At 73.1% G+C, this 23,152-nt stretch carries 23 protein-coding genes; 6 read left to right on the plus strand and 17 right to left on the minus strand.

The window, feature by feature from the left end:
• Positions 1–4: 4 nt before the first annotated feature.
• The gene (locus tag A6P39_RS34645) at positions 5–451 is read right to left on the minus strand and encodes an Lrp/AsnC family transcriptional regulator (protein WP_067049516.1); all 447 of its coding nucleotides are present in this window, start codon (positions 449–451) and stop codon (positions 5–7) included.
• 94 nt (positions 452–545) lie between these two features.
• Between A6P39_RS34645 and A6P39_RS34650 the strand changes: the two genes are divergently transcribed.
• Both A6P39_RS34650 and A6P39_RS34655 read left to right on the plus strand, forming a co-directional pair.
• Positions 546–1,049: a rhodanese-like domain-containing protein gene (locus A6P39_RS34650; RefSeq protein WP_067049519.1), complete on the plus strand. Its 504-nt coding sequence runs from the start codon at positions 546–548 to the stop codon at positions 1,047–1,049.
• 26 nt (positions 1,050–1,075) lie between these two features.
• Positions 1,076–1,591, plus strand: a complete 516-nt coding sequence (locus tag A6P39_RS34655; RefSeq protein ID WP_067049521.1) for an immunity 21 family protein — start codon at positions 1,076–1,078, stop codon at positions 1,589–1,591.
• Between the two features lie 25 nt (positions 1,592–1,616).
• Here the strand turns inward: A6P39_RS34655 and A6P39_RS34660 are convergent, their stop codons facing one another.
• The 6 genes from A6P39_RS34660 to A6P39_RS34685 all read right to left on the minus strand — a co-directional run bounded on the left by A6P39_RS34660 (position 1,617) and on the right by A6P39_RS34685 (position 7,732).
• Positions 1,617–2,855: a cytochrome P450 gene (locus tag A6P39_RS34660; protein WP_067049524.1), complete on the minus strand. Its 1,239-nt coding sequence runs from the start codon at positions 2,853–2,855 to the stop codon at positions 1,617–1,619.
• 34 nt (positions 2,856–2,889) lie between these two features.
• Positions 2,890–4,281: an NAD(P)/FAD-dependent oxidoreductase gene (locus tag A6P39_RS34665; RefSeq protein WP_067049527.1), complete on the minus strand. Its 1,392-nt coding sequence runs from the start codon at positions 4,279–4,281 to the stop codon at positions 2,890–2,892.
• Positions 4,271–4,519: a ferredoxin gene (locus tag A6P39_RS34670; protein ID WP_067049530.1), complete on the minus strand. Its 249-nt coding sequence runs from the start codon at positions 4,517–4,519 to the stop codon at positions 4,271–4,273. The genes A6P39_RS34665 and A6P39_RS34670 overlap by 11 nt, the downstream gene beginning before the upstream one ends.
• Positions 4,520–4,652: 133 nt before the next feature.
• Complete coding sequence (locus A6P39_RS34675; RefSeq protein WP_067049762.1) at positions 4,653–5,309, minus strand: hypothetical protein; 657 nt, start codon at positions 5,307–5,309, stop codon at positions 4,653–4,655.
• A gap of 192 nt (positions 5,310–5,501) precedes the next feature.
• Positions 5,502–7,193 (minus strand): DUF885 domain-containing protein, encoded by a 1,692-nt coding sequence (locus A6P39_RS34680; protein ID WP_067049534.1) that lies wholly within the window; start codon positions 7,191–7,193, stop codon positions 5,502–5,504.
• A 53-nt stretch (positions 7,194–7,246) separates the two neighbouring features.
• A complete protein-coding gene (locus tag A6P39_RS34685) occupies positions 7,247–7,732 on the minus strand; it encodes an Lrp/AsnC family transcriptional regulator (RefSeq protein ID WP_067049537.1) in 486 nt (161 codons plus the stop codon).
• A gap of 59 nt (positions 7,733–7,791) precedes the next feature.
• Here A6P39_RS34685 and A6P39_RS34690 point away from each other — a divergent pair, with 59 nt between their 5' ends.
• A complete protein-coding gene (locus A6P39_RS34690; protein ID WP_067049540.1) occupies positions 7,792–8,997 on the plus strand; it encodes a trans-sulfuration enzyme family protein in 1,206 nt (401 codons plus the stop codon).
• A 35-nt stretch (positions 8,998–9,032) separates the two neighbouring features.
• Here A6P39_RS34690 and A6P39_RS34695 read toward each other — a convergent pair whose 3' ends face one another.
• The 4 genes from A6P39_RS34695 to A6P39_RS34710 all read right to left on the minus strand — a co-directional run bounded on the left by A6P39_RS34695 (position 9,033) and on the right by A6P39_RS34710 (position 13,993).
• Positions 9,033–10,463: a GNAT family N-acetyltransferase gene (locus A6P39_RS34695; RefSeq protein WP_199840871.1), complete on the minus strand. Its 1,431-nt coding sequence runs from the start codon at positions 10,461–10,463 to the stop codon at positions 9,033–9,035.
• Between the two features lie 209 nt (positions 10,464–10,672).
• Positions 10,673–12,256 (minus strand): alkaline phosphatase D family protein, encoded by a 1,584-nt coding sequence (locus tag A6P39_RS34700; RefSeq protein ID WP_067049547.1) that lies wholly within the window; start codon positions 12,254–12,256, stop codon positions 10,673–10,675.
• 135 nt (positions 12,257–12,391) lie between these two features.
• Positions 12,392–13,222: an alpha/beta fold hydrolase gene (locus A6P39_RS34705; RefSeq protein WP_067049549.1), complete on the minus strand. Its 831-nt coding sequence runs from the start codon at positions 13,220–13,222 to the stop codon at positions 12,392–12,394.
• Positions 13,223–13,339: 117 nt separating this feature from the next.
• Positions 13,340–13,993, minus strand: coding sequence for an NADPH-dependent F420 reductase (locus A6P39_RS34710; RefSeq protein WP_067049552.1), 654 nt, complete (start codon positions 13,991–13,993; stop codon positions 13,340–13,342).
• Positions 13,994–14,118: 125 nt separating this feature from the next.
• Here A6P39_RS34710 and A6P39_RS34715 point away from each other — a divergent pair, with 125 nt between their 5' ends.
• Complete coding sequence (locus A6P39_RS34715; RefSeq protein WP_067049555.1) at positions 14,119–15,003, plus strand: RNA polymerase sigma-70 factor; 885 nt, start codon at positions 14,119–14,121, stop codon at positions 15,001–15,003.
• A 190-nt stretch (positions 15,004–15,193) separates the two neighbouring features.
• Entirely contained in the window at positions 15,194–15,955 is a 762-nt protein-coding gene (locus A6P39_RS34720; RefSeq protein WP_067049558.1) for a GntR family transcriptional regulator, read from the plus strand.
• 64 nt (positions 15,956–16,019) lie between these two features.
• On the opposite strand, the gene A6P39_RS34725 is transcribed toward A6P39_RS34720, so the two are convergent.
• Positions 16,020–17,177 carry an ROK family transcriptional regulator gene (locus A6P39_RS34725; protein WP_067049561.1) on the minus strand — a complete coding sequence of 386 codons (1,158 nt, stop codon included), beginning with the start codon at positions 17,175–17,177 and terminating at the stop codon, positions 16,020–16,022.
• A 166-nt stretch (positions 17,178–17,343) separates the two neighbouring features.
• On the opposite strand from A6P39_RS34725, the gene A6P39_RS34730 reads away from it, so the two are divergent.
• Positions 17,344–17,787: a hypothetical protein gene (locus tag A6P39_RS34730; RefSeq protein WP_067049564.1), complete on the plus strand. Its 444-nt coding sequence runs from the start codon at positions 17,344–17,346 to the stop codon at positions 17,785–17,787.
• A 4-nt stretch (positions 17,788–17,791) separates the two neighbouring features.
• Here the strand turns inward: A6P39_RS34730 and mug are convergent, their stop codons facing one another.
• The 5 genes from mug to A6P39_RS34755 all read right to left on the minus strand — a co-directional run bounded on the left by mug (position 17,792) and on the right by A6P39_RS34755 (position 23,127).
• Entirely contained in the window at positions 17,792–18,337 is a 546-nt protein-coding gene (mug, locus tag A6P39_RS34735) for a G/U mismatch-specific DNA glycosylase (RefSeq protein ID WP_079133531.1), read from the minus strand.
• A complete protein-coding gene (gene purB / locus A6P39_RS34740; RefSeq protein WP_067049567.1) occupies positions 18,334–19,776 on the minus strand; it encodes an adenylosuccinate lyase in 1,443 nt (480 codons plus the stop codon). The genes mug and purB overlap by 4 nt, the downstream gene beginning before the upstream one ends.
• A gap of 140 nt (positions 19,777–19,916) precedes the next feature.
• Positions 19,917–20,705 (minus strand): SGNH/GDSL hydrolase family protein, encoded by a 789-nt coding sequence (locus A6P39_RS34745; protein WP_067049570.1) that lies wholly within the window; start codon positions 20,703–20,705, stop codon positions 19,917–19,919.
• Positions 20,706–20,767: 62 nt separating this feature from the next.
• Positions 20,768–21,787: a hemolysin family protein gene (locus A6P39_RS34750; protein WP_067049574.1), complete on the minus strand. Its 1,020-nt coding sequence runs from the start codon at positions 21,785–21,787 to the stop codon at positions 20,768–20,770.
• Positions 21,784–23,127, minus strand: a complete 1,344-nt coding sequence (locus tag A6P39_RS34755; RefSeq protein WP_067049577.1) for a hemolysin family protein — start codon at positions 23,125–23,127, stop codon at positions 21,784–21,786. Before A6P39_RS34755 ends, A6P39_RS34750 begins: the two co-directional genes overlap by 4 nt.
• Positions 23,128–23,152: the final 25 nt, after the last annotated feature.

Here is a 23,152-nt window from a genome sequence, read left to right on the forward strand (position 1 = left end):
CGGGTCAGTGTCCCAGCGCGCGGCGGGGCAGTGGCGAGGAGTACACGACGCTGGTGGTCACCGAGCCCAGCGCGCCGATCTTCCCGGAGACCTGCTCCAGATGGGACATGGACCGCGCGGCGACCTTGAGGACGAAGCAGTCGTCGCCCGTCACATGGTGCGCCTCCAGGATCTCGGGCGTGGCGGCCACCAGATCGTGGAACGGCTTGTAGTTTCCGTTCGGGTAGCGCAGCCGCACGAACGCCAGGATCGTCAGGCCGAGCCGCTCCGGGTCCACGACCGCCGCGTACCCCTGGATCACGCCGGCCTCCTCCAGCCGCCGTACCCGTTCGGTGACGGCGCTCGGCGACATCGAGACGGCGCGCGCCAGTTCGGCGTAGCTGGCCCGTCCCTCGCGCTGGAGGACCTCGAGGATGCGCCAGTCGGTGGCGTCCGGGGAATACACGGTCATCCCGGATGGATAGCAGGGAAATCCCCGGGGCATCAAGGGGAAGCCCGTGGATCGGCCCTTCAGGGAGCGGGCGTGCGGCCGTAAATTTCCAGCCATGATCATCGAGACCTCGCAGCAGCCCGCGAACCCCGTCCTGCCCGTGAACCCCGTCCTGCGCGTGGCCCCCGCCGCCCCGGCCGAGGCCGCCGCCTACTTCCGGGCCAGCCTGGCCTTCCACGCCGACGTCTCCGACGTGGCCGCCGCGCTCGCGGCCGGCGGCGACCCCGGTTTCGTCGTCGTGGACTCCCGCTCGACCGAGTCCTGGGACCAGGGCCACATCCCCGGCGCGGTCCACCTGCCCACCGCGCTCGTCCCCGAACAGGCCGAGCGGCTCCTCGACAAGTCCGTGCCCGTGGTGACGTACTGCTGGGGCCCCGGCTGCAACGGTGCCACCCGATCCGCCCTCGCCCTCGCCGAACTCGGCTACCAGGTCAAGGAGTTGCTCGGCGGCTTCGAGTACTGGGCGCGCGAGGGCCTCGCCTACGAGACCTGGCAGGGCCCGGTGCGCCGTGACCCGGATCCGCTGACCGCACCCGTCGAAGGCGGGTGCGGCTGCTGACGGCGGCCCGTGTAGGTTCTTGGCCCATGGCTCGATACGCGGATCCAGGCGTGCTGGAGTGGGTGGAGTCGGTCGGCGGCCCCCTGATAGCCGTGCCCGAGACGGTGCTGCCGTTCTGGGCCGGCGCCGACAGCGAGGACCTCGCCACGGACTACGACCGGGCGTGCGAGGTCGACGGACACGTCGGCCTGCTGCCCGTCGGCGACAGCGCGGCCCTGGTGCTCGGCGACGACCCCGCCTCCACCTCCTTCCTGCCGGAACACGCCACGTTCGTACGGTGGTCCGCCGCGCACTCCGAGGCGGAGCTGCTCGCCGGCGTCCCGGCGGCCCTCGACACGGCGGTGTGGGGGAGCGAGGTCCACTGGCGGGTGCCCGGTCCGGTGCTGCTGTTCGACTCGGCCTGGCCCGGCCGGGCAGCCGGCCGCATCGAGCACCTCCGGGTACCCCTGGCGGCCGGCACGTACGCGGTGCGGGCCGCGTATGCCCAGCCGGGCCCCGAGACCTGGATCGGGCTGGTACGGCTCAGCAGACTCGCCGACTGACCGGACTCCCGCGCCCGCGGGGCGGTCAGCGCAGTGCGTCGAAGGCGATCTCCAGATGGCGGGGGCCGCGCAGCACCGCGTTCTGCCGGTAGGGCGGCGGGTCCTCGACCAGCCGGGGATTCTCCAGCCGCCGGGCCAGCTCGGACAGGGCGATCTGGGTCTCCAGCCGGGCCAGCGGAGCGCCGAAGCAGCTGTGGATGCCGCTGCCGAAGCCCAGGTGCTGGATGTCCCCGCGGTCGGGGTCGAAGCGCTCGGGGTCCTTGAACCGCTCCGGGTCACGGTTGCCCGCGGCCAGGACCAGCCAGAGGCGCGAACCCTTGGGGATGGTGACCCCGCGCACCTCGATGTCGGTGATGCAGGTGCGCTGCGGCACGATCTGCACCGGTGGCTCGTAGCGCAGCAACTCCTCCACGATGTTCACGGACAGACCCGGGTCCTGGCGCAGCCGCTGCAGGATGGCGGGGTGCCGCAACAAGGTGAGCATGCCGTTCGTGATCAGGTTGACCGTCGTCTCGTGACCGGCGATCAGCAGCAGCACCGCGGTGCTGAGCACCTCCATCATCGTCATGGCGCCGTCCGGACCACGGCTGTTGACCAGGTCGGACAACAGGTCGTCCCGGGGTTCCCTGGCGCGCTCCTCGACCAGCCCGGACAGGTACATCCCGAGCTGCATCCGCGCCTCCTGCGCGGCCTTCGTGAACTCGGCGTCCGCGCCCTGCCGGGTCTCCGGGTCGAGGCTGGCGACCAGCGGATCGACCCAGGCACGGAAGCGGGGCTCGTCCTCCCGGGGCACCCCGAGCAGCCGGCAGATCACGGTCACCGGGAAGGGATAGGCGAACCGGTCGACCAGGTCGATCTGCCGCGCGTCCCCGAAGCCGTCGATCAGCTCCGTGACGATGGCCGCCATGTCGCCCCGCATGTTCTCGACCCGACGCGGCCGGTGCGGCGGTCCGAAGGCGCTGTTGGCGATGCGCCGGAGCCGGTCGTGCTCCGGCGGATCGAGCCGCAGGAAGGACGGCGGCAGTCCTCCGGTCTCCTCCGCCTGGGCCAGCGTGTCGGTTCCGGCGGCGGCGAGGTTCGCGGCGTCGGAGCTGATCCGGGGATCGTGCAGCAGGGCCTCGATGTCGTAGTACGAGCTGAAGACGTAGGGGCCGCCCTCCTCCTCGTGCAGGACCGGGTTCTTGCGCAGCTCCTCGTACAGCGGGTAGGGGTCGGCACGGTTGGCGAAGTCGGTGATCTGCTGGAACAGCGGGGCTTGCGTCATGACACGTCCTCGGAGCGTCGGGGCCTGGCGGCGATCAGTGCAGCGCCGGGTGGAAGACCAGCTGCTGGTCGGCCGGTGAGTAACCGGTGAGTGTCACGGTCGGGCCGTGGGTGGGCAGGGACGGGTCGGGGAAGTCCGCCGCCACCGGCTGCCGGCCCTCGGGACGCCGGTCCATCGTCGGGAACTCCACCGGGAACGGCGCGCCCCGCTCGATCTGCCGCGCGTAGAACTCCAGCCACCGGGCGCTGTCGAAGCTCACGGCGGCGATGACGCGGCCCTGGTAGCCGTACACGCCGACGAACCGGCGCTCGGCCGGCGAACCTTGCGTGATCATCAGCTGGTCACCCATGGGCGGGACGCCGACCGACTTGATGTTCACGCCGAACATCGACGACCAGAACGCCGGCATCCACAGGTGCGGGCGCCGGTCGGCGCCGTGGCAGATCATGTTGTGCGCGGCCGTCTCCGCCTGCGCGACGGCGTTGCCCCAGTGCTCCAGCGAGAGGAACTGGTAGCCGAACAGCGCGTGCGGGGAGCGCGCCACGTCGCCCGCCACGAAGACGTCGTCCGTGACGATGCCCCGGAAGTCGAAGGCGCGGCAGCCCGCGTCGCACGCGATGCCGTTGGGCCCGGCGCCCAGCCCCGACCCGGCCAGCCAGTCGGTGTTGCGCTGCGAGCCGAGCGAGACCACGACCACGTCCGCCTCGACGACACTCTCGTCGGACAGATGGACGGCCCGTACCCGGCCGACCGAGTCACCCTCCAGCGCGGTCACCGTGACATGGGTGCGCAGGTCCACGCCGCTCTCGGTCTGCAGGTCGGCGGCGACCGCGCCGACCACTCCGCCGAGCGCGCCCACCAGCGGCGCCCCCGCGCGCTCCGCCACGGTGACCGCGAGGCCCATCTCGCGGCAGGCCGAGGCGATCTCCGAACCGGCGAACCCGGCACCGATGACGAACACCCGGCGCGGTCCCGCCTTCAGGCGCTGGTAGAGATCGGCCGCGTCGTCCCGCGTCCGCAGCACACATACGCCGCTGAGCCGGGCCTCGTCCTCCTTCGGCCAGGGCCGGGCGCGCACCCCGGTCGCGATGAGCAGCCGGTCGTAGGGCACCTCGTCCCCGTCGGCCAGCCTGACCCGCTTGGCCGCCAGGTCCAGACCGCTCGCCGGGATGCCGAGCCGCCACTTGGCGTCGACCTCCCAGCGGTGCGGCAGCTCGGTGTGGTGCGGGGACGCCATGCCCAGCAGGACGGACTTCGACAGCGGCGGCCGGTCGTACGGCTCGTAGGGCTCGTCACCGATCAGGGTCAGCTCGCCGGTGAAGCCCTCGGCGCGCAGCGTCTCCGCCGCCCGCAGGCCGGCCAGGGAGGCACCCACGATGAGGATCCGGCCCTCGCGCCTGAGCCAGTCCAGGTGGTCAGCGGACATCGGACGCCTCCTGGGCGGCTCCCGCGCCCGGCTCACCCGCGAGGTCCTCCAGCCCGTCGGCCGTGATCGCCTGCACCGGGCAGGCGGCCACCGCACGCGCCAGCCGCTCCCGCTGCTCCTCGGGGGCGTGCGGGTTGTAGACCAGTGATTCCTCGCCGTGCATGGCGAAGACGTCGGGAGCGAGGAACGCGCACTGGGCGTACCCCTGACATTTGTTGAGATCGACGACGAGCCTCATCGACGCTCCGCCTTCCCGTGGCCAGGTCCGGTGCGCGTCCCGCGGTGCGTGCGGCGGCCCGGACGGTGGTCGTGTCCCGCTCGCCAGCATGAGAGTCCGGCGCGCACCTCGCTCGTCGGCGACCGCATCCGGGTCAACGGGCGGGGCCGCTCGCCACCAGGATGTACGCGCTGAGCACCAGCGACCACGCGGGGAACGCCAGCTCCGCCCAGGGCACGCTCGACGCGAGGAAGAGCAGCGCCAGGGTGGTGAGGAAGCCCAGGACGGTGAGCGGGCGGGGCAGTACGCCGAGGCGGTGGCCGATCACCGACATGGAGCACACGAAGACGGCCGCCATCCGCGTGGTGTACTGCGTCAGCAGCAGGTACGCGAAGTGGCGGCCGAAGTCCCAGGAGGCGAGCGCCGGTGCGCTGCCGCTGGGGTGCGTGACGTCGAGTACGGCACTGGCCGCGGCGGCGGCCCCGAACAGCGTGGCGGTGAAGACGAGCCCGCTGCCGAGGAAGACGGTGGCCATGAACTTGTCCTCGAGCGCCCCGACATGCGCCCGTACCACGCCGATGAACCACAGGAAGAAGATGCCGGCGAACGGCACCAGCGCGAGGGCCGTGCGCAGCGCCTGGCGCCGGCTGCTGTCGGTGAACCCCCGGGCGGTGATCGCCTCGGTCCCTTCCGGGATGCCCAGCCGCACCAGGACCATCACCGCCGCCAGCAGCAGCGCGAAGACGACTCCCGCCAGCCCGGCCGCGCGGGGTGCCCGCAGCGCCTCCTGCTCCGGCCGCATCTCGCGCATCTCCCGCACGGCAGGCCCGCCTCCTTGACCCATCGGCCCCGGCACCAGCTAGCCGTGCCGGCGCGGGCCGCGCCACCGGGGCAGGGCCGTACGGCCGAGCCCCGGGGCGTCGCGGGCCGCGTCCCGGGCCGTGCAGGAGCGTGTGCCCGGCTCTCGCGCCGCGGCCCCGGGGCCCGTGCCGGCTCCGGGCGGTCAGAGCTGCGACAGCTCGTCCACCAGGTCGTCCAGGCCCAGGGAACCCTGCGAGAGCGCCGCCATGTGCCAGGCCTTCAGGTCGAAGGCGTCGCCATGCCGCTCACGTGCCTTCTCGCGGCCCAGCAGCCAGGCCCGCTCACCGAGCTTGTAGCCGATGGCCTGGCCCGGAATCGTCAGGTACCGGGTCACCTCGCTCTCCACGAAGTCCGCCGGCCGGCTGCTGTGCGAGCCGAAGAACTCCTGCGCCAGCTCCGGCGTCCAGCGCTCACCGGGGTGGAACGGCGAGTCCGCCGGGATCGGCAGTTCCAGGTGCATGCCGATGTCCACGATCACCCGGACCGCACGCATCATCTGCGCGTCCAGGTAGCCGAGCCGCTCCTCGGGGCCCTTCAGATAGCCCAGCTCGTCCATCAGCCGCTCCGCGTACAGCGCCCAGCCCTCGGCGTTGGCGCTGACCCCGCCGATCGTGGCCTGGTAGCGGGAGAGGTTCTCCGCCACGTGCGCCCACTGGGCGAGCTGGAGGTGATGTCCGGGCACGCCCTCGTGGTACCAGGTCGAGACGAGGTCGTAGACCGGGAACCGGGTCTGGCCCATGGTCGGCAGCCAGGTGCGGCCGGGCCGCGAGAAGTCCTCCGACGGGGCCGTGTAGTACGGGGCCGCGGCGCCGCCGGGCGGCGCGATGCGCGACTCCACCTTGCGCACCCGCTCGGCGAGTTCGAAGTGCGTGCCGTCCAGGTCCTCGATGGCCTGGTCCATCAGGCCCTGGAGCCACTCGCGGACCTCCTCCACGCCCTCGATGCTCCGGCCGTGCTCGTCGAGGTGCGCGAGCGCGGCCCACGGCGACTTCGCGCCGGGCAGGATCTTCTCCGCCTCCTGCTTCATCTCGCCGAGCAGCCGGTGGAACTCGGACCAGCCGTACGCGTACGCCTCGTCCAGGTCCAGGTCGGTGCCGTTGAAGTAGCGGGACCAGCGCGCGTACCGCTCGCGGCCCACCACGTTCGAGGAGCCCTCGATCACCGGGGCGTACTCGTCCCGCAGCCAGTCCCGGAGTTCCACCAGCGCGCCGGTCGCGGCGCGGGCCGCCTCGGCCAGCTCCTCGCGCAGCGCCTCGGGTCCGGCGGCGGCGAAGTCCTCGTACCAGCCGCGGCCCGAGCCGTCGGTGTCCGTCCACTCGGTGAGCTGGCCGATGAAGGTGGCGGTCGGCCGCGGCGCCGCGAACAGCTTGCGCTCCAGGCCGAGTTGGAGCGAGGCCCGGTAGCCCGCGAGCGCGCCGGGCACCGCGCGCAGCCGCTCGGCGATCGCCGCCCAGTCCTCGTCCGTGGTCTGCGGGGTGACGGTGAAGATGTCCCGCACCGAGTGGCCGGGCGTGCTCATGTTGCCGATCGCGCGCAGGTGTTCGTCCGCCTCGTACACGGCCAGCTCGGCGGTCAGCCGCTCGCGCAGCAGCCGCCCGCAGCGGCGCTCGGCGTCACTGTCCGCGCCGGGCTGCCGCTCCGCCTCGTCGAGCCTGGCGAGGGTGGTCCGTGCCAGCCGGGCGAGGGCCTCCTGGCCCGCGGGCGAGTAGTCGGGCAGCCGGCTCGAACTCTCCTGCACACCGAGATAGGTGCCGGTGACCGGGTCGAGGGCGATGAGGTCGTCCACATACGCGTCGGCGACCTGCCGGGGCAGCGGGCTCTTGGTCTCAGACATGGCGCCCATCCTCATACGACGAGGATCTCCGCGTCACCCACGTTCGGGGGGATTCAGCTCTGGGCGTGGCCGGGAGGCAGCAGGGGCCCGCACTCCCACTGCTGGAAGATCAACCGGGTCTCCACCCGCGCCACCTCGCGCCGCGCGGTGAACTCGTCCAGCACCAGGCGCTGCAGATCGGCCATGTCCGCGACGGTCACATGGACCAGATAGTCGTCCGGCCCGGTCAGATGGAACACCGTCCGCGCCTCCGGCAGCGCCCTGATCCGCTCCACGAACGGCCCGACCAGCTCCCGCCGGTGCGGCCGTACCTGCACCGAGAGCAGCGCCTGGAGCCCGCGCCCCAGCTTGGCCGGATCCAGCCGCAGCTGATGCCCGAGGATCACGCCCGAGCGGCGCAGCCGGGTCACCCGGTCAAGACAGGTCGACGGCGCGACCCCCACCTGTTGGGCGAGGTCGCGGTAGGTGATCCGGGCGTCGTTCTGCAACAGCCGCAGCAGCTGGAGATCCACCGGATCCAGTACGACAGATTCGGCCATTGGCCGAACGTAGCACGGTGTTCGATTCCGGGGAACCGTCCGATGTTCACCCTTCCGCCATGGACACAGCGAGCATCGGTGCCTACGACGGCGTACGCACCGCATCGAGAGCCCTTGCCACCGAGGCCGTGCACGCCGGCCGTGACGATCTCGCCCGGCAGGGTCTGCACGCCCCGCCCATCGACCTGTCCACCACCTATCCGTCGTACGACAGCCGGGCCGAGGCCGCCCGCATCGACGCCTTCGCCACCGACGGCGCCGACCCGGCCGGGCCGCCCGTGTACGGCCGCCTCGGCAACCCCACCGTCGCCCGCTTCGAGACCGCCCTGGCCCGGCTCGAGGGCACCGGGGCCGCGGTCGCCTTCGCCAGCGGCATGGCCGCGCTCAGCGCGGTCCTGCTCGCCCGGTCCGCCATGGGCCTGCGGCACGTCGTCGCGGTACGGCCGCTGTACGGCTGCAGCGACCATCTGCTGACCGCCGGGCTGCTCGGTACGGAGGTCACCTGGACCGACCCGGCGGGGATCACCGACGCGCTGCGCCCGGACACCGGTCTGGTGCTGGTCGAGTCACCGGCCAACCCGACGCTCGCCGAACTCGACCTGCGGGCCGTCGCCCACGCCTGCGGTTCGGTCCCGCTGCTCGCCGACAACACCTTCGCCACGCCGGTCCTGCAGCGCCCGGCCGAGCAGGGGGCCCGGCTGGTGCTGCACAGCGCCACCAAGTACCTCGGCGGTCACGGGGACGTGCTCGCCGGAGTGGTCGCCTGTGACGAGGAGTTCGCGGGCCGGCTGCGGCAGATACGGTTCGCCACCGGTGGTGTCCTGCATCCGCTGGCCGGCTACCTGCTGCTGAGGGGACTGTCCACCCTCCCGGTGCGGGTGCGGGCCGCCTCCGCGAACGCCGCCGAACTGGCCCGCCGGCTCACCGCCGACCCGCGCGTGGCCCGCGTCCACTACCCGCGGCTGGGCGGCGCGATGATCGCCTTCGAGGTGTACGGCGACCCGCACGAGGTCATCTCCCGGGTCCGCCTCGTCACCCCGGCGGTGAGCCTGGGCAGCGTCGACACGCTGATCCAGCACCCCGCGTCCATCAGCCACCGCATCGTCGACGCCGACGACCGGCGCGGGGCCGGCGTCAGCGACCGGTTGCTCCGGCTGTCGGTGGGGCTGGAGGACATCGACGACCTGTGGGCGGACCTGGACCAGGCGCTCGGTGCTCCGCAGGATCAGCAGGCACTGGGGTACGCGAGGTCGGGCACCGCCTGACAGCTCCGCGGTGGCTGAGCGCCGGCGCGGCAAGGTCACCTGAGCGGGGTGTGCGCGGTGCGGGCGTCGTCGCGGGAACCGGCGGGCGCCGCGTCCAGCCGGGCCGTGATGACCAGGGTGCCCTCCTCGATCTGGTAGTCCAGGGGCAGCCCCAGTCCGCGCATCACGGTGACCATGCCGGTGTTGGACGCCTGCGTCACGGCGTACACGCTCGCGCAGCCCGCCTCCGCGGCCATCGCCACGAGCCGGCCGAGCAGTTCGGCGCCGATGCCGCGCTGCTGCCAGTCGTCCTCGACCAGCAGCGCGACCTCGGTCTCGTCGCCGTCCCACAGCAGGTGCCCGAGGCCGACGATGCGGCCGGAGGCGGTCTGCGCGGCCAGGGTCCGGCCGAAGCGCGGGCTGAGCAGGTGGTTCAGATAGCGGTCCGCATCGCCGACGGGGCCGTGGTAGCGCATGCCGAGGGTGCGCGGCGAGCACCGCTCGTGCATCGCCTTCGCCGCCGCCAGGTCCCCGGTGTCGACCCGGCGGACGGTGATGTCGTTGCCCTCGGGCAGCGTCAGCACGTCCTGGCCGCGCGGAATGCGCGGACCGAGCCGGTTGTCCAGCTCCACCAGCGCCCGTGCCCGCGCGAACTCGGTCGGCGTGAACGGGAGGTAGGGCCGCTCCACGACGAGCACCCCGCCCTCCGGTGCCCGCAGCCGCATCACGGTGTCCTCGAGGACGCCCTCGACCGGCACCGGCTGCGGCCCGCGGCCCCCGCCGGCCGGGGTCCCGGGCAGTGAACGGATCGTGCACCGGCCCAGCAACTGGCGCAGCGCCAGCGGCAGTTCGGCGGCGTCCAGCGCGGTGCGCGCGGCGAGGCCGAGCACCCGGGTGGGGACGTCGACCAGGTCGTGGGCGTCGGCCCGCTCGATCCAGGTGTCCACACCCCCGGCCAGCGAGACGGCCCGGGTGATCCCGGCGCCCGCGACGGCGCCCGGCGCCCGCAGCAGGAACTCGTCCACGGTGCCGTCGGCCAGCGGGTGCGTCTGCAGGCTGAGGATGTCGACGCGCTGCCCGGCGAGGGCCGCGCACAGCGCGGCCAGCGAACCAGGCTCGTCCTTCACCGTCGTACGCATCCGCCACAGCGCGGCGGCGCCGGCCACCTCGTCCGTGGCGGTGCCGGGCTGCTCGGCGGGCCCGGCCGGCCGCGACCCGGCGGCCGGCCGGGCGCCGGTATCGTCGGCAGGCGGTGCGTGGCCGTGGCGGCGTGCCCACCACGTGTGGAACCCGGCCGTCGCGGCGAGCGCGAGCGCCGAGATCACCAGCAGCGCGGGACCGCCGGGACCGTGCCCGATCAGGTTCGCCACGCCGTCGGCGACCGCGACGGCCGTGAACAGGGCGGCGAGTTCGACGAGGTCGCGCCGCCAGTGGTGCACGGGGCGTCCGTGCCTTGCCCGGGTCACATCGGACATCTCTGGAGTCATGCAGCCACTGTGAAGGAAAGGTGTTGCGTGATCACGAACGCTTTGTGACCGATGGGTAAAGCATGCTCCGTACCATTTGTCCCGCTTTGAACGATTCTTGCCGACGTCCGGGCGTCGGCGCTGCGGAACCTTGCCGCGCAACGGGGGATGACGCCGGTGCGCGGCCCGGTGTGGGAAGAAGCGTACGGGACCGGCGGCCCCGCCGCTGCCTACTGGCCGACCCGGCCCGGCTGGAGCGTCTGTGTGAACAGCACCGTGCCGTCGTACTCGCGCAGCCGGACCGTCAGCTCGCCGCTGTCGCCGTCGATGTCGACCTCGCCGAAGAACTGGTAGCCCTCGGCCGGTGACACGTTGGAGGCCGTCGGTGCCTTCACGAACACCCGGTCCGGGCCGAACGTGCCGTCGAGGGCGTTGGCCGGAAAGGCGCCGGCGTTCAGCGGGCCGGAGACGAACTCCCAGAACGGCTCGAAGTCCTTGAACGCGGCGAGCGAGGGCTCGTAGTGCTGGGCGGAGGTGTGGTGCACGTCGGCCGTCAGCCACACCGTGCCGGTGATGCGCCGGTGCTTGATGAAGCGCAGCAGCTCGGCGATCTGCAGCTCACGGCCGAGCGGCGCGCCCGGGTCGCCCTGCGCGACCGCCTCGAAGTCCGGCTTGCCCTCGACCGGGTCGGGCACGACCAGGCCGAGCGGCATGTCATTGGCGATCACCTTCCACACCGCGCGGGACTTCGCCAGCTCCCGCTTGAGCCACTCCAGTTGCTCACGGCCGAGGATGCCGACCGGGTCCGCGGTCTGGTCGTCGGGGGAGTTGGCGTTGCGGTAGGTGCGCATGTCGAGCACGAACACGTCCAGCAGCGGGCCGTGATGGACGACGCGGTAGATCCGGCCGTCCGGGCGGCCGCTGATCGTGGAGATCGGGAAGTACTCCGAGAACGCCTGCCGCGAGCGCAGCGCCAGGTCGTCGAGCTTCGTGCCGGCCGGGTAGGGGGTGCCGGTGCCGATGACCTCGCCCGGGTACCAGTTGTTGCGCACCTCGTGGTCGTCCCACTGGATGATGTTCGGCACCTGGGCGTTGAACCGGCGCAGGGCCGCGTCCAGGAGGTTGTAGCGGAAGTTGCCCCGGTAGTCGGCCAGGGTGGTCGCGACGTGCGACTTCTCCTCGGTGGTGATGCTGCGGTAGACGCTGCCGTCGGGCAGGGGCGCACTCGCCGCAATGGGTCCGTCGGCGTAGATGTTGTCGCCGCTGCACAGGAAGAAGTCCGGATCGGCCTTCGCCATGGCGTCGAAGATGCGGTAGCCGCCGATGGACTCGTTGATGCCCCAGCCCTGTCCGGCCAGGTCGCCCGACCACACGAACCGCACGCCCCGGCGCCGCTCGGCCGGAGCCGTGCGGAAGGTGCCGCTCACCGGCTCGCCGGTGCGGCGCGGGTCGTCCGGGTCGGCGAGCAGCACGCGGTAGTGGATCTGCTCGCCGGCGGGCAGGCCGTGCAGCCGGGTGGTGCCGGTGAAGTCCGTGCCGGCCCCCAGCAGCGGGCCGTGCCATCTGCGCGGGGCGCGGAACGACTCGGTGGCCGCGGTCTCCACGATCATCCGGGCCGGCCGGTCCGAACGCACCCACACCAGACCGGAGTCGGCGCTCACGTCGCCCGCCTGCACGCCCCAGCCCGCCTGGGGGCGCCCGGAGCGGGCGAAGGCCGGGGCCGCGCCGAGGCCCACGGGCAGGGTCAGGGCCGCCGACGCGGCGAGGGAGCCGCGCAGGACGCTGCGGCGGCCGGGGAGCGGACGGTGGGACATGGCTGCGCCTCCAGGGACGGGATCCGGCCGGTGTGCACAGCCACACCTACTGGGGCGCCGCGGCGCGCACGCGAACCCGAGGTGAACAACGGTCCGCGGGCCGCGGCTTCGTACGCGCCGGCGCCCCGGCCCCGGTCAGCGGCTGCCGTCCAGGATGACCCGCGCGACCAGTGCCGGGTCGTCGTTCATCGGGCAGTGGCCGCAGCCGGGCAGCCGCACCAGACGGGCGTGCGGGATCAGCTGTTTGGCGCGCACCCCCTGGCGGCGTACGAGGATCCGGTCCCGGGTGCCCCAGCCCACCGTGACGGGCAGGCCCGCCAGTTCGTCGGTGAACCGGACCGACTGGCCCGCCCGCAGGGTCGCGTCGAAGCCGGTGGCCCCTACGAGCGCCAGTGTCTCGGCCACCACGGCCTCGGGTGCGCGGCGCGCGGGGCGGCCGTAGATGGTGCTCGTCAGCGCGGTGCGCCCGGCCGCCGTGTGCGACAGCCGCTCCACCAGCGGCAGCGGGAGGCGCCGGGCGACGGCCCGCATCGTCAGCAGCACCGTGAAGGCGTACCGGCGCTCGGCCTCGGTCCAGAACCCGGCGGGGGACAGGGCCGTGACGGACCGTACGAGCTTGTCCCGGCCCAGCTCCAGGGCGAGCAGGCCGCCCAGCGAGTTGCCGGCGATGTGCGGACGGTCCAGTTCCAGCGCCTCGAACAGGGCGCCGAGCACGGTGTTGGTGGTGGACAGGTCGTAGGCGAGGCCGTCCGGCAGGCCCGGCGACGCGCCGAAGCCCGGCAGATCGACGGTGATCACGTCCCGCTCGGTGGCGAGGATGTCCACGACCGGGTCCCAGGCCTGCCGGTGGTGGCCGATGCCGTGCAGCAGGACCAGCGGTTCGCCGCGGCCCACGCGCGCGTAGGACATGGTCACGTCCTGCGGGCCGTGCGGACCGGGGACCGGGAAGGAGGCGGTGGCGGACATGGGGGTGCTCCTCGTCTGGCTGCTGACGGACGGTCGGGGTGCTGACGAACGCCGTAGACAGCTTGTCAGCAATTGCTACCGGCCGGTAGCCCCCGGATCGTCCATGGCGCGTCACCATCAACCCGCCCAGTGCACCTCGATGTTGAAGTCCGGACTCCCGGAGTTGCGGAACATGGTGAGCCACAGCGGCAGATACATCTCCACCGCCCGCGCCGACCGGATCCCGCCCAGGTCCACCACCCGCTGCGCCGGCCAGCCCAGCTCGCCGAGCATGCCCGTCACCTGCTCCTTGGCCTCGGCGTCGTCCCCGCTCACGAAGACGTTGTGCGCGCCCGGCACCCGCCCCGGATCCACCATCACCCGGCAGTTGACCGTGTTCAGCGTCTTCACCACGCGCGCGTGCGGAAAGGCCCGCTGGATCCGCTCGCCCACACTGTCCGACTCCACCGGGTCCAGCCGCGCCTCGCCCGCCATGAAGGCCAGGGGATTGCAGACGTCCACCAGCACCTTGCCGTCGAGGTGCTCCGCGCCGGCCGCCCGCAGCGCGTCGAGCGCCACGGGACCGCCCACGGCGTTGATCACCACCTCGCCCGCCGCGGCCGCCTGCGCGAACGCGCCCGCGCGGGCCCGCTCCGCCGCGGCCGTGGCCCACTCCGCCGCCACCGGGTTGTCCCTGGTGCGCGACCCGAGCGTCACCTCGTGCCCCAGTTCCACCAGCCGGCCGGCCAGGGTGCGGCCCACCTCGCCCGTGCCCAGCACGCCGTACCGCATCGGCCACCTCCGGCTCACCGGCCGCCGGCCCCCGGCGGTCCGCGGTCATTGTGATCCGTACCGGTCCCGGACGCGCCGATTCCGGGTGGCCGCCCCCGGCCCGTGTCGGATGGGATGATGGCCTGGTGAGCACTGACACCGCGACGGACGTCTTCGAAGAGCACCGGTCCCTGCTCATGGGCGTCGCCTACCGGATGCTCGGCCGCGTGGCCGACGCCGAGGACGTGGTGCAGGACGCCTGGCTGCGCTGGTCCGGCGACGACCGCACGGAGGTCCGCGAACCGGCCGCCTATCTGGTGCGCATCACCACCCGTCTGGCCATCGACCGGCTGCGCCAGGTGCAGTCGCGCGGCGAGGCCTACGTCGGGCCGTGGCTGCCGGAGCCCTGTCTCACCGAGTTCGGCGACACCGCCCCGGACGCCGCGGAACGCGCCGTGCTCGCCGACAGCGTCTCCCTCGCCGTGCTGGTCGTCCTCGAGTCCCTGTCCCCGCTGGAGCGGGCCGTCTTCGTGCTCAGGGAGGCGTTCGGCTACCCGTACGCCGAGATCGCCTCGCTGCTCGACCGCGGCGAGGCGGCGGTACGGCAGCTCGCCGGACGGGCGCGCCGGCACGTGGAGGAGCGGCGGCAGCGTTACGAGGTCGACCCCGCCCGGCGGCGCGAGGTGACCGAGCGCTTCCTCGCCGCGGCGGCGGAGGGCGACCTGGACGGGCTCATGTCCCTGCTCGCCCCCGATGTCCGTCTGGTCGGCGACAGCGGCGGCAAGGCCAAGGCGCCGGCCCGGATCGTCAACACCGCCGACAAGGTGGGGCGCTTCCTGGCCGCCGTCGCGCCCCAGGCGCCCGCGGACACGACGTACCGCTCCGTGGAGACCAACGGCGGCCCGGCCGTGCTGGTCCTGTCCGGCGGCAAGCCCGACAGTCTGATCCAGCTGGACATCGCCGACGGCCGCGTCGCGACCGTGTACATCGTGCGCAATCCGGACAAACTTCAGCACCTGGCTGTCCGCTGACCGCACACACGCGCGCGCGTACGAACGCTTCGTGAACGCTGCGCGGCAGCGTCGCCGTGTGTTCCCCAAGGGATCGAGGATTGGTCTTGACCAAGGGTGAAGGCCGCCCTATGGTCGCAGAGAAGTGCAACAACCTTTAATAAACAAGGGCGCTAAAAACCGCCGGACCACGGCACTTGCGGAGGACAGGGTGGGGACCACGCAGCTGGAATCGGTGCCGGAACCGAAGTACTGGCACCTCAAGACCGTGCTCAGCGAGGCACTGGACTCCGAGTTCTCGGTCGGTGAGATCCTGCCCAACGAGCGCGACCTCGCCGCCCGCTTCGGCGTCGCCCGCGCCACGCTCCGCCAGGCGCTCGAACAGCTCGAGCTGGAGGGCCGGCTGCAGCGTCGCCGCGGTGTCGGTACGACCGTGGCGCCGCCGCGGGTGGGCGTGGCCGTCGGCACCGAGCAGCACGCCTGGCCGGGCGCGGCCGAAGACGCCTGGCAGTCCGTCGACTGCGAGCACGCGGCGCCGTCCGCGGCCGTCGCCGCGGCCCTGGACATCGCAGCGGACGAGCCGGTCCACACGGTGCGCCGCTCCCGCATGTCCCACGGCCAGCGCGTCGCCACCGAGCTGCTCCACATCCCGGCGGCCTCGGTGCCCGACCTCACCGCGATCGACGCCCCGTCCGGCCCGGCACGCGCGCGTGCGGTGCTGCGCGAGTTGCAGCGCCTGACCCTGGAGGGCCAGAACCGCTCCGTCGAACTGGGCTCCGCCCGCGCGGACGACGCCAAGGACCTCGACCGCCTGCCCGGCTCACCCGTCCTGGTCGTCACCACCCGCTTCACTGCCGGCGGCCGCACCGCCGCCCTGTCCGTCGCGACCTACCGCGCCGACACCTGCCGACTGACCTTCGGGGACTCGGCGGGCGTGGAGATACACCACGACCCGCAACGCCAGGCGTCCTGAGCATTCCCGGGTGCCCGGGCCGTCCGGGCAACGCCGGGCGGGGCCAACCCGTATGGAGAACGGCTCACCGCCGGGCCGTCACCGTTCCCTCCACGGCGAACAGCTGCTCCTCGACGTGGTCCAGAGCCAGCCGCAGCGCCCCTGTGGCCACGGCCGCCTCGCCCAGCAAGGACAACGCCACCTGAGGCGGCCGCAGGCAATACCGGGCCAGTTCACGCCGCAACGGCTCCAGGACACCGTCCAACCCGGCGGCCCACCCGCCGACAACGACCAGTTCGGGATCCAGGGCGAGCACCAGCGCGGCGACATCGTGCACGAGCCGCTGGATGAACCGCTCGACGGCCGCCCGCGCCCGCTGGTCACCTTTGCGCGCCAGCGCGAACACCTCGGCGACCGCCTGCTCGTCCAGCGGGTGCAGCGGCTCGTCGGTCGTGGACAACAGCGTCTCGGGCGTCGCCTCCCGGCCCAGCAGATGCAGTGCGCCGATCTCCCCGGCCGCCCCGCCGTACCCCCGGTGCAGCCGTCCGCCGATCAGCGAACCCGCACCCGGGCTGAGCCCCGCCAGCACGAACACCACGTCCTCGGACTCGGTCGCCACACCCTTCCAGTGCTCCGCGACGGCCGCCGCGTTGGCGTCGTTCTCCACCAGCACCGGGCACTTGAAGGACCGGCTGAGCCGCTCGCCGAGCTTCAGACCGGTCCACTGCGGCAGCGCCGTGCCCAGCCGTACCGTGCCGTCGGCCTCCACGATGCCCGGCGTGCCCACGCCCACCGCCCGCAGCGAACCGCGCGCGACCCCGGCCCGGCGCAGCAGCTCGGCGACCGCGCCGCGCAGCCGGTCCAGGCGCTCGTCCGCCGCAGCCGCCTCGTCGACATCCTTGGCCTGCGCGCCCAGCACCCGGCCGTCCAGGTCGGACAGCAGCGCGGCGACCCGGTGCGGCCCGATCTCCAGGCCCAGCAGGTGCCCCGCCTCGGCGCGGAACCGGAATCGGCGCGCGGGCCGGCCCTGACGGCGCGCGGTGCCCTCGTCGGCCGCCGTCTCGACGACGAGCCCGCCCTCGATGAGGCCTTCGACGACGCCCTCGACGGTCGGCCGGGACAGCCCCGTGACCCGGGTGATCTCGGTGAGCGTCGCGCAGTCCGTGGCGCGCAGCGCGTGCAGCACCACCGCGGAATTGATCCTTCGCAGCAGCGAGGGATCGCCGCCGGTCAGCTGCGCCACCGTCCGTCCTTCCAGCTCGCGGGCGTGTTGGGCGGATCGTACTCGGCCGGACGCACCCCGGCGAGTGCCGGGCTCCGCACCCGCGAGCCACGGGCCCGGCCCGGCCCGTGGGCCCGCCCGCCTGACGGCCCGCCAATTGTCAGTGCCGACCGCTTTACTGGATCACATGGACATCGCGAAGTGCCTGAGCGTCATCGGGTCGCTCTGCGCGGGGGAGCTTCCCCTCGAGGACGGCGGCTCGCAGGCGGGTGCGGCAGGCGCCGGATACCGGACCGTGGAGTTAGAGACGAGCCACGAGACCCGGGAGGACCTCGCCCGCACGCGGGAGCGGACCGCGGAGGACTTCCAGGCGTGCCGGGACGCGATAGCGGAGCGGCTGGATCACCGCTGGGGCCGGCGGGCCCTGTGGGGTCAGCTCACGGTGCGGGTGCGCCTGAGCCGCGGCGAGGAGATACCGGAGCCCTGGGCCACCCTCGCTCTGCTCACCGACGAACTGGACCTGTGGCAGGAGCCGGAGACCGGCCGCTGGGTGGCCCTCGGCGTCGCCCACCGTGACGAAGCCGACGAGACGCGGCTCCTGGCCACGGTCACGGAGACACCCCCTCCCTGACCGGTCAAGCCCGCGCGGCGACCCGCAGCCGGGCGAACTCCTCCGCCATCGTCTGCGTCGTCCAGTGCGCGTTCAGCCCGCTGGGGTTGGGCAGCACCCAGACCCGGGTGTCCCCGAACGTCCGCTCCTGCGGCCCCACTTGGGCCGTGCGCTCGCCGAACGCGGCCCGGTACGCGGTCACCCCGACCACGGCCAGCCACCTCGGCCCCAGCCGCGCGACCTTCTCGGTGAGCAGCCGCCCGCCCTCGGCGTACTCCTCGGCGGTCAGCTCGTCGGCCCGCGCGGTCGCCCGCGCCACGACGTTCGTGATGCCCAGCCCGTACGACAGCATCTCCTGCTGCTCCGCCGGCTTCAGCAGCCTCGGCGTGAAGCCGGACAGGTGCAGCACCGGCCAGAAGCGGTTGCCGGGGCGGGCGAAGTGGTGACCGGTCGCCGCCGTCATCAGCCCCGGGTTGATGCCGCAGAAGAGCACCCGCAGGCCGTCCGCGACGACGTCCGGTACGAGACGGTCGCGGGCGGCCTCCAGGTCGGTCCTCGTCAGGCGGGTCAGAGGATCGCTCCGGGCGTGTACCCGGCCGCCTCCGGGTGCTGCTTGACGATCCCCTCGATCCGGCCGACGACGACACCGACCTGGTCGGCGGCGGCACCGGTGAAGGACAGCTTGTCGGCCATCAGCGCCGCCAGCTGCTCGCGGTCGAGCGGGAGGCGCTCGTCGCCGGCGAGCTTGTCCAGCAGGTCGTTGCGCTCGGCGCCCTGCTCGCGCATCGCGAGCGCGGTGGCCACGGCGTTCTCCTTGATCGCCTCGTGCGCGACCTCACGGCCCACACCGGCCCGCACCGCGCCCATGAGCACCTTGGTGGTGGCCAGGAACGGCAGATAGCGGTCCAGCTCACGGGCGACGACCGCCGGGAAGGCGCCGAACTCGTCGAGGACCGTCAGGAAGGTCTCCAGCAGACCGTCGAGCGCGAAGAACGCGTCCGGCAGCGCGACCCGGCGCACCACCGAGCAGGACACATCGCCCTCGTTCCACTGGTCGCCCGCCAGCTCGCCGGTCATCGAGGCGTAGCCGCGCAGGATGACCATCAGGCCGTTGACGCGCTCGCAGGAGCGGGTGTTCATCTTGTGCGGCATCGCCGAGGAGCCGACCTGGCCCGGCTTGAAGCCCTCGGTGACCAGCTCGTGCCCGGCCATCAGCCGGATCGTCTTGGCCAGCGAGGACGGCGCCGCCGCCAGCTGCACCAGCGCGGTGACGACCTCGTAGTCCAGCGAGCGCGGGTAGACCTGGCCCACCGAGGTGAACGCCTGCGAGAAGCCGAGGTGCCCGGCGATCCGGTCCTCCAGCTCGGCGAGCTTCGTGGCGTCGCCGCCGAGCAGGTCGAGCATGTCCTGCGCGGTGCCGACCGGGCCCTTGATGCCGCGCAGCGGGTAGCGGCCGAGCAGCTCCTCGACGCGGCCGTACGCGACGAGCAGCTCGTCGGCGGCGGTCGCGAAGCGCTTGCCGAGGGTGGTGGCCTGCGCGGCCACGTTGTGCGAGCGGCCGGCCATGACCAGCTCGGCGTACTCGCCGGCCAGCTTGCCCAGACGCGCCAGGACGGCCACCGTGCGGTTGCGCATCAGCTCCAGCGAGAGCCGGATCTGCAGCTGCTCCACGTTCTCGGTGAGGTCACGGGAGGTCATGCCCTTGTGCACGTGCTCGTGCCCGGCGAGGTCGTTGAACTCCTCGATCCGCGCCTTCACATCGTGCCGGGTGACCTTCTCGCGCTCGGCGATCGAGGCCAGGTCGACGGTGTCGAGGACACGCTCGTAGTCGGCGATCGCCTCCTCCGGCACCTCGATGCCGAGGTCCTTCTGGGCCCGCAGCACGGCGAGCCAGAGCTGCCGCTCCAGCTTCACCTTCTGCTCGGGCGACCAGAGCGTGGCGAGCTGGGCGGAGGCGTAGCGTCCGGCGAGGACGTTCGGGATGCGGGGCTTGGCGGGCGCAGAAGTCACGTGTACGGATTCTACTGGTGATTTGTGCAGGCCAGCGCCGCGCCCCGGTTCAGCGGAAGATACGAGACGCCCGTCACGTCGTGGACAGCATGTCGTGGGCAAGTCGTGGAAAGCCGTCTGCCGTCGCCGGCCGGAGGGCGCTACGCCCGGCCCTCGTACGGCAGCAGCTCGGGGCGCTTGGCCGGGCGGCCGTCGCCCGAGGAGCGGCCGGTCAGCCGGCGGCCTATCCAGGGCAGCAGGTGCTGCCGGGCGAAGCGAGCGTCCGCGACCCGGCGCGTCACCCACCCCGGCGGGGCAGTGGCGGGCATCGGCACCCGCCACTCGGTGTCCTCCGGCTCGTACCCGAGCGTCTGCCACACCGCCTCGGCGACCCGGCGGTGCCCCTCCGCCGTCAGGTGCAGCCGGTCCACGTCCCACAGCCGGGGATCGCTCAGCGACGGGGCGCCGTACAGGTCGACGACGACCGCGCCGTGCCGTGCGGCCAGCTCGTCCACGCAGGAGAACAGCTCCTCCATGCGCGGCCGGAACCGCTCCAGCACCGGGCCCTGGCGGCCGGGGCTGCGCATCAGCACCAGTTGCCCGCAGGACGGCGCGAGGCGCTCCACGGCCTCGGTCAGCAGGCCCTTGACCCGGCCCATGTCGCACTTGGGCCGCAGGGTGTCGTTGAGGCCGCCGACCAGCGTGACCACGTCGGCGTTCATGGCCGCCGCCACGTTCACCTGCTCGTCCACGATCTGCCCGATCAGCTTCCCGCGCACGGCCAGGTTGGCGTACCGGAAATCCGGTGTGCGGGCGGCCATCCGCGTGGCGAGCACGTCGGCCCAGCCCCGGTAGGAGCCGTCGGGCAGCAGGTCCGACATGCCCTCGGTGAACGAGTCGCCGACCGAGACCAGGCTGCTGTACGGGGGAGATGCGGGATTCGTCTGCATGGCGTCAGTGATGGTATCCCGGCTCCATACCCGCCGGTCGGTCGCCCCGGGACCGGACGGTGTCAGCCCGGAGCAGGCTGCCCGAACAGCTGCCGCAGGACGTCCTCCATGGTCACCAGGCCGGCCAGGCGCCCGTCGTCACCGAGCACCGCCGCGAGATGCGTGCGGCTGCCGCGCATCGCGGTGAGCACGTCGTCCAGCGGGGTGCTCTCCCGTACACGCGCGATGGACCGCATGTCGCGCAGCCGGAACGGCACGTCCCGCGGCGAGGCGTCCAGCGCGTCCTTGACGTGCAGGTAGCCCACGATCCGGCGGCCCACGTCGACCACCGGGAACCGGGAGAAGCCCGACTCGGCGGACAGCCGCTCCAGCGCCTCCGGGGTCACGCCCACGCGCGCGTACTCCACCCGCTCCAGGGGCACCACGACATCGCGCACCGGGCGTCTGCCCAGCTCCAGGGCGTCGTGCAGCCGCTCCCGCGCCCGGTCGTCGATCAGGCCCGCCTCACCGGCGTCCTTGACGATCTCGGCCAGCTGGGCGTCCGTGAAGCTCGCCGCGACCTCGTCCCTGGCCTGCACCCTGAGCAGCCTCAGCAGCCCGTTCGCGAACGCGTTGACCGTGAAGATCACCGGGCGCAGCGCCCGGGACAGGGCGACCAGCGGCGGGCCGAGCAGCAGCGCGCTGTGCACCGGTTCCGCGAGGGCGATGTTCTTCGGGACCATCTCGCCCAGCAGCATGTGCAGATACGTCGCCAGGGTCAGCGCGATCACGAAGGACACGACGTGGCCCGCGCTCTGCGGGATTCCGACGGCGTGGAACACCGGCTCCAGCAGGTGCGCGATCGCCGGCTCGGCGACCACGCCCAGCACCAGCGTGCACAGCGTGATGCCCAGCTGGGCGGCGGCCAGCAGCGCCGAGACGTGCTCCAGGCCCCACAGCACGGCCTTCGCGCGCCGGTCGCCCTCCTGGGCGAGCGGCTCGATCTGCGAGCGGCGCACGGAGATCAGCGCGAACTCCGCGCCGACGAAGAAGGCGTTGACGACGAGCGTCGCGAGCCCGATCAGCAGCTGTACGGCGGTCATCGCGCCCCCTCGGGGTGCTCGTGGGTCTGTTCGTCGTCCAGTGGCGCGTGCAGCAGCACCCGGGCCGCCCGGCGGCCCGAGGCGTCCACCACGTCCAGCCGCCAGCCCGTCACCTCGACCGTGTCACCGGCCCGCGGTATCCGGCCCAGCCGGGCGGCGACCAGGCCGGCCAGGGTCTCGTACGGCCCCTCGGGCACCCGCAGTCCCACGCGCGCGAGCTGGTCGGTGCGGGCGGCGCCGTCGGCCGAGTACAGGGCCCGGCCCTGCTCGTCCGCGCCTGCGGGGGCGAGGTCGGGTGTCTCGTGCGGATCGTGCTCGTCGCGCACCTCGCCGACGACCTCCTCGACGATGTCCTCCAGCGTGGCCACGCCGGCCGTGCCGCCGTACTCGTCGATGACGACGGCCATGGTGCGCCGGCCGCCGAGGCGGTCCAGCAGCCGGTCGACGGTCAGGGACTCGGGCACGAGCAGCGGCTCGCGCATCACCTGGGAGACCGGGCGGCGGGGCCGGTCCTCGGCGGGTACGGCCAGGACGTCCTTGACGTGGGCGACGCCGACGACCGAGTCCAGGCCGCCCCGGTAGACCGGGAACCGGGACAGGCCGGTGGCCCGGGTCGCGTTCGCCACGTCCTCGCAGGTCGCCTGGGCGTCCAGGGCGATGACCTGGACACGCGGGGTCATCACGTTCTCCGCCGTCAGGTCGGCCAGGTTCAGCGTGCGCACGAACAGCTCGGCGGTGTCCGCCTCCAGCGCGCCCTCCTTGGCGGAGTGCCGGGCGAGGGCCGCCAGCTCCTGCGGGCCGCGGGCGGAGGCCAGCTCCTCGGCCGGCTCGACGCCCAGCCGGCGCACGACGCGGTTGGCCGTGTTGTTCAGGTGCGTGATGAAGGGCCGGAAGGCCGCGCTGAACCAGCGCTGCGCGTTGCCCACCCGCTTGGCCATGGCCAGGGGCGAGGAGATCGCCCAGTTCTTCGGCACCAGCTCGCCGACGACCATCAGGAACACCGTCGACAGGGCCGTACCGAGCACCAGCGCGACCGATGCCGCCGTGCCGCCCGAGAGCCCCGCCGCCCGGAACGGACCGGCGAGCAGCTTGGCGATCGACGGCTCGGCGAGCATGCCGACGACCAGATTGGTCACGGTGATGCCGAGCTGGGCGCCGGAGAGCTGGAAGGTCAGGTTCCGTACGGCCTTCAGGGCACCCGGGGCACCGCGCTCGCCCCGCTCGGCGGCGCGCTCCAGCTCGCCCCGCTCGACGGTGGTCAGCGAGAACTCCGCCGCCACGAAGGCGCCGCAGGTGAGCGACAGCAGGATCGCCACCAGAAGGAGCAGCACTTCGGTCATCGGGTCACCCCCGTCCCATGATCGG

The sequence above is a fragment of the Streptomyces sp. FXJ1.172 genome, assembly GCF_001636945.3.
Lineage (GTDB): Bacteria > Actinomycetota > Actinomycetes > Streptomycetales > Streptomycetaceae > Streptomyces.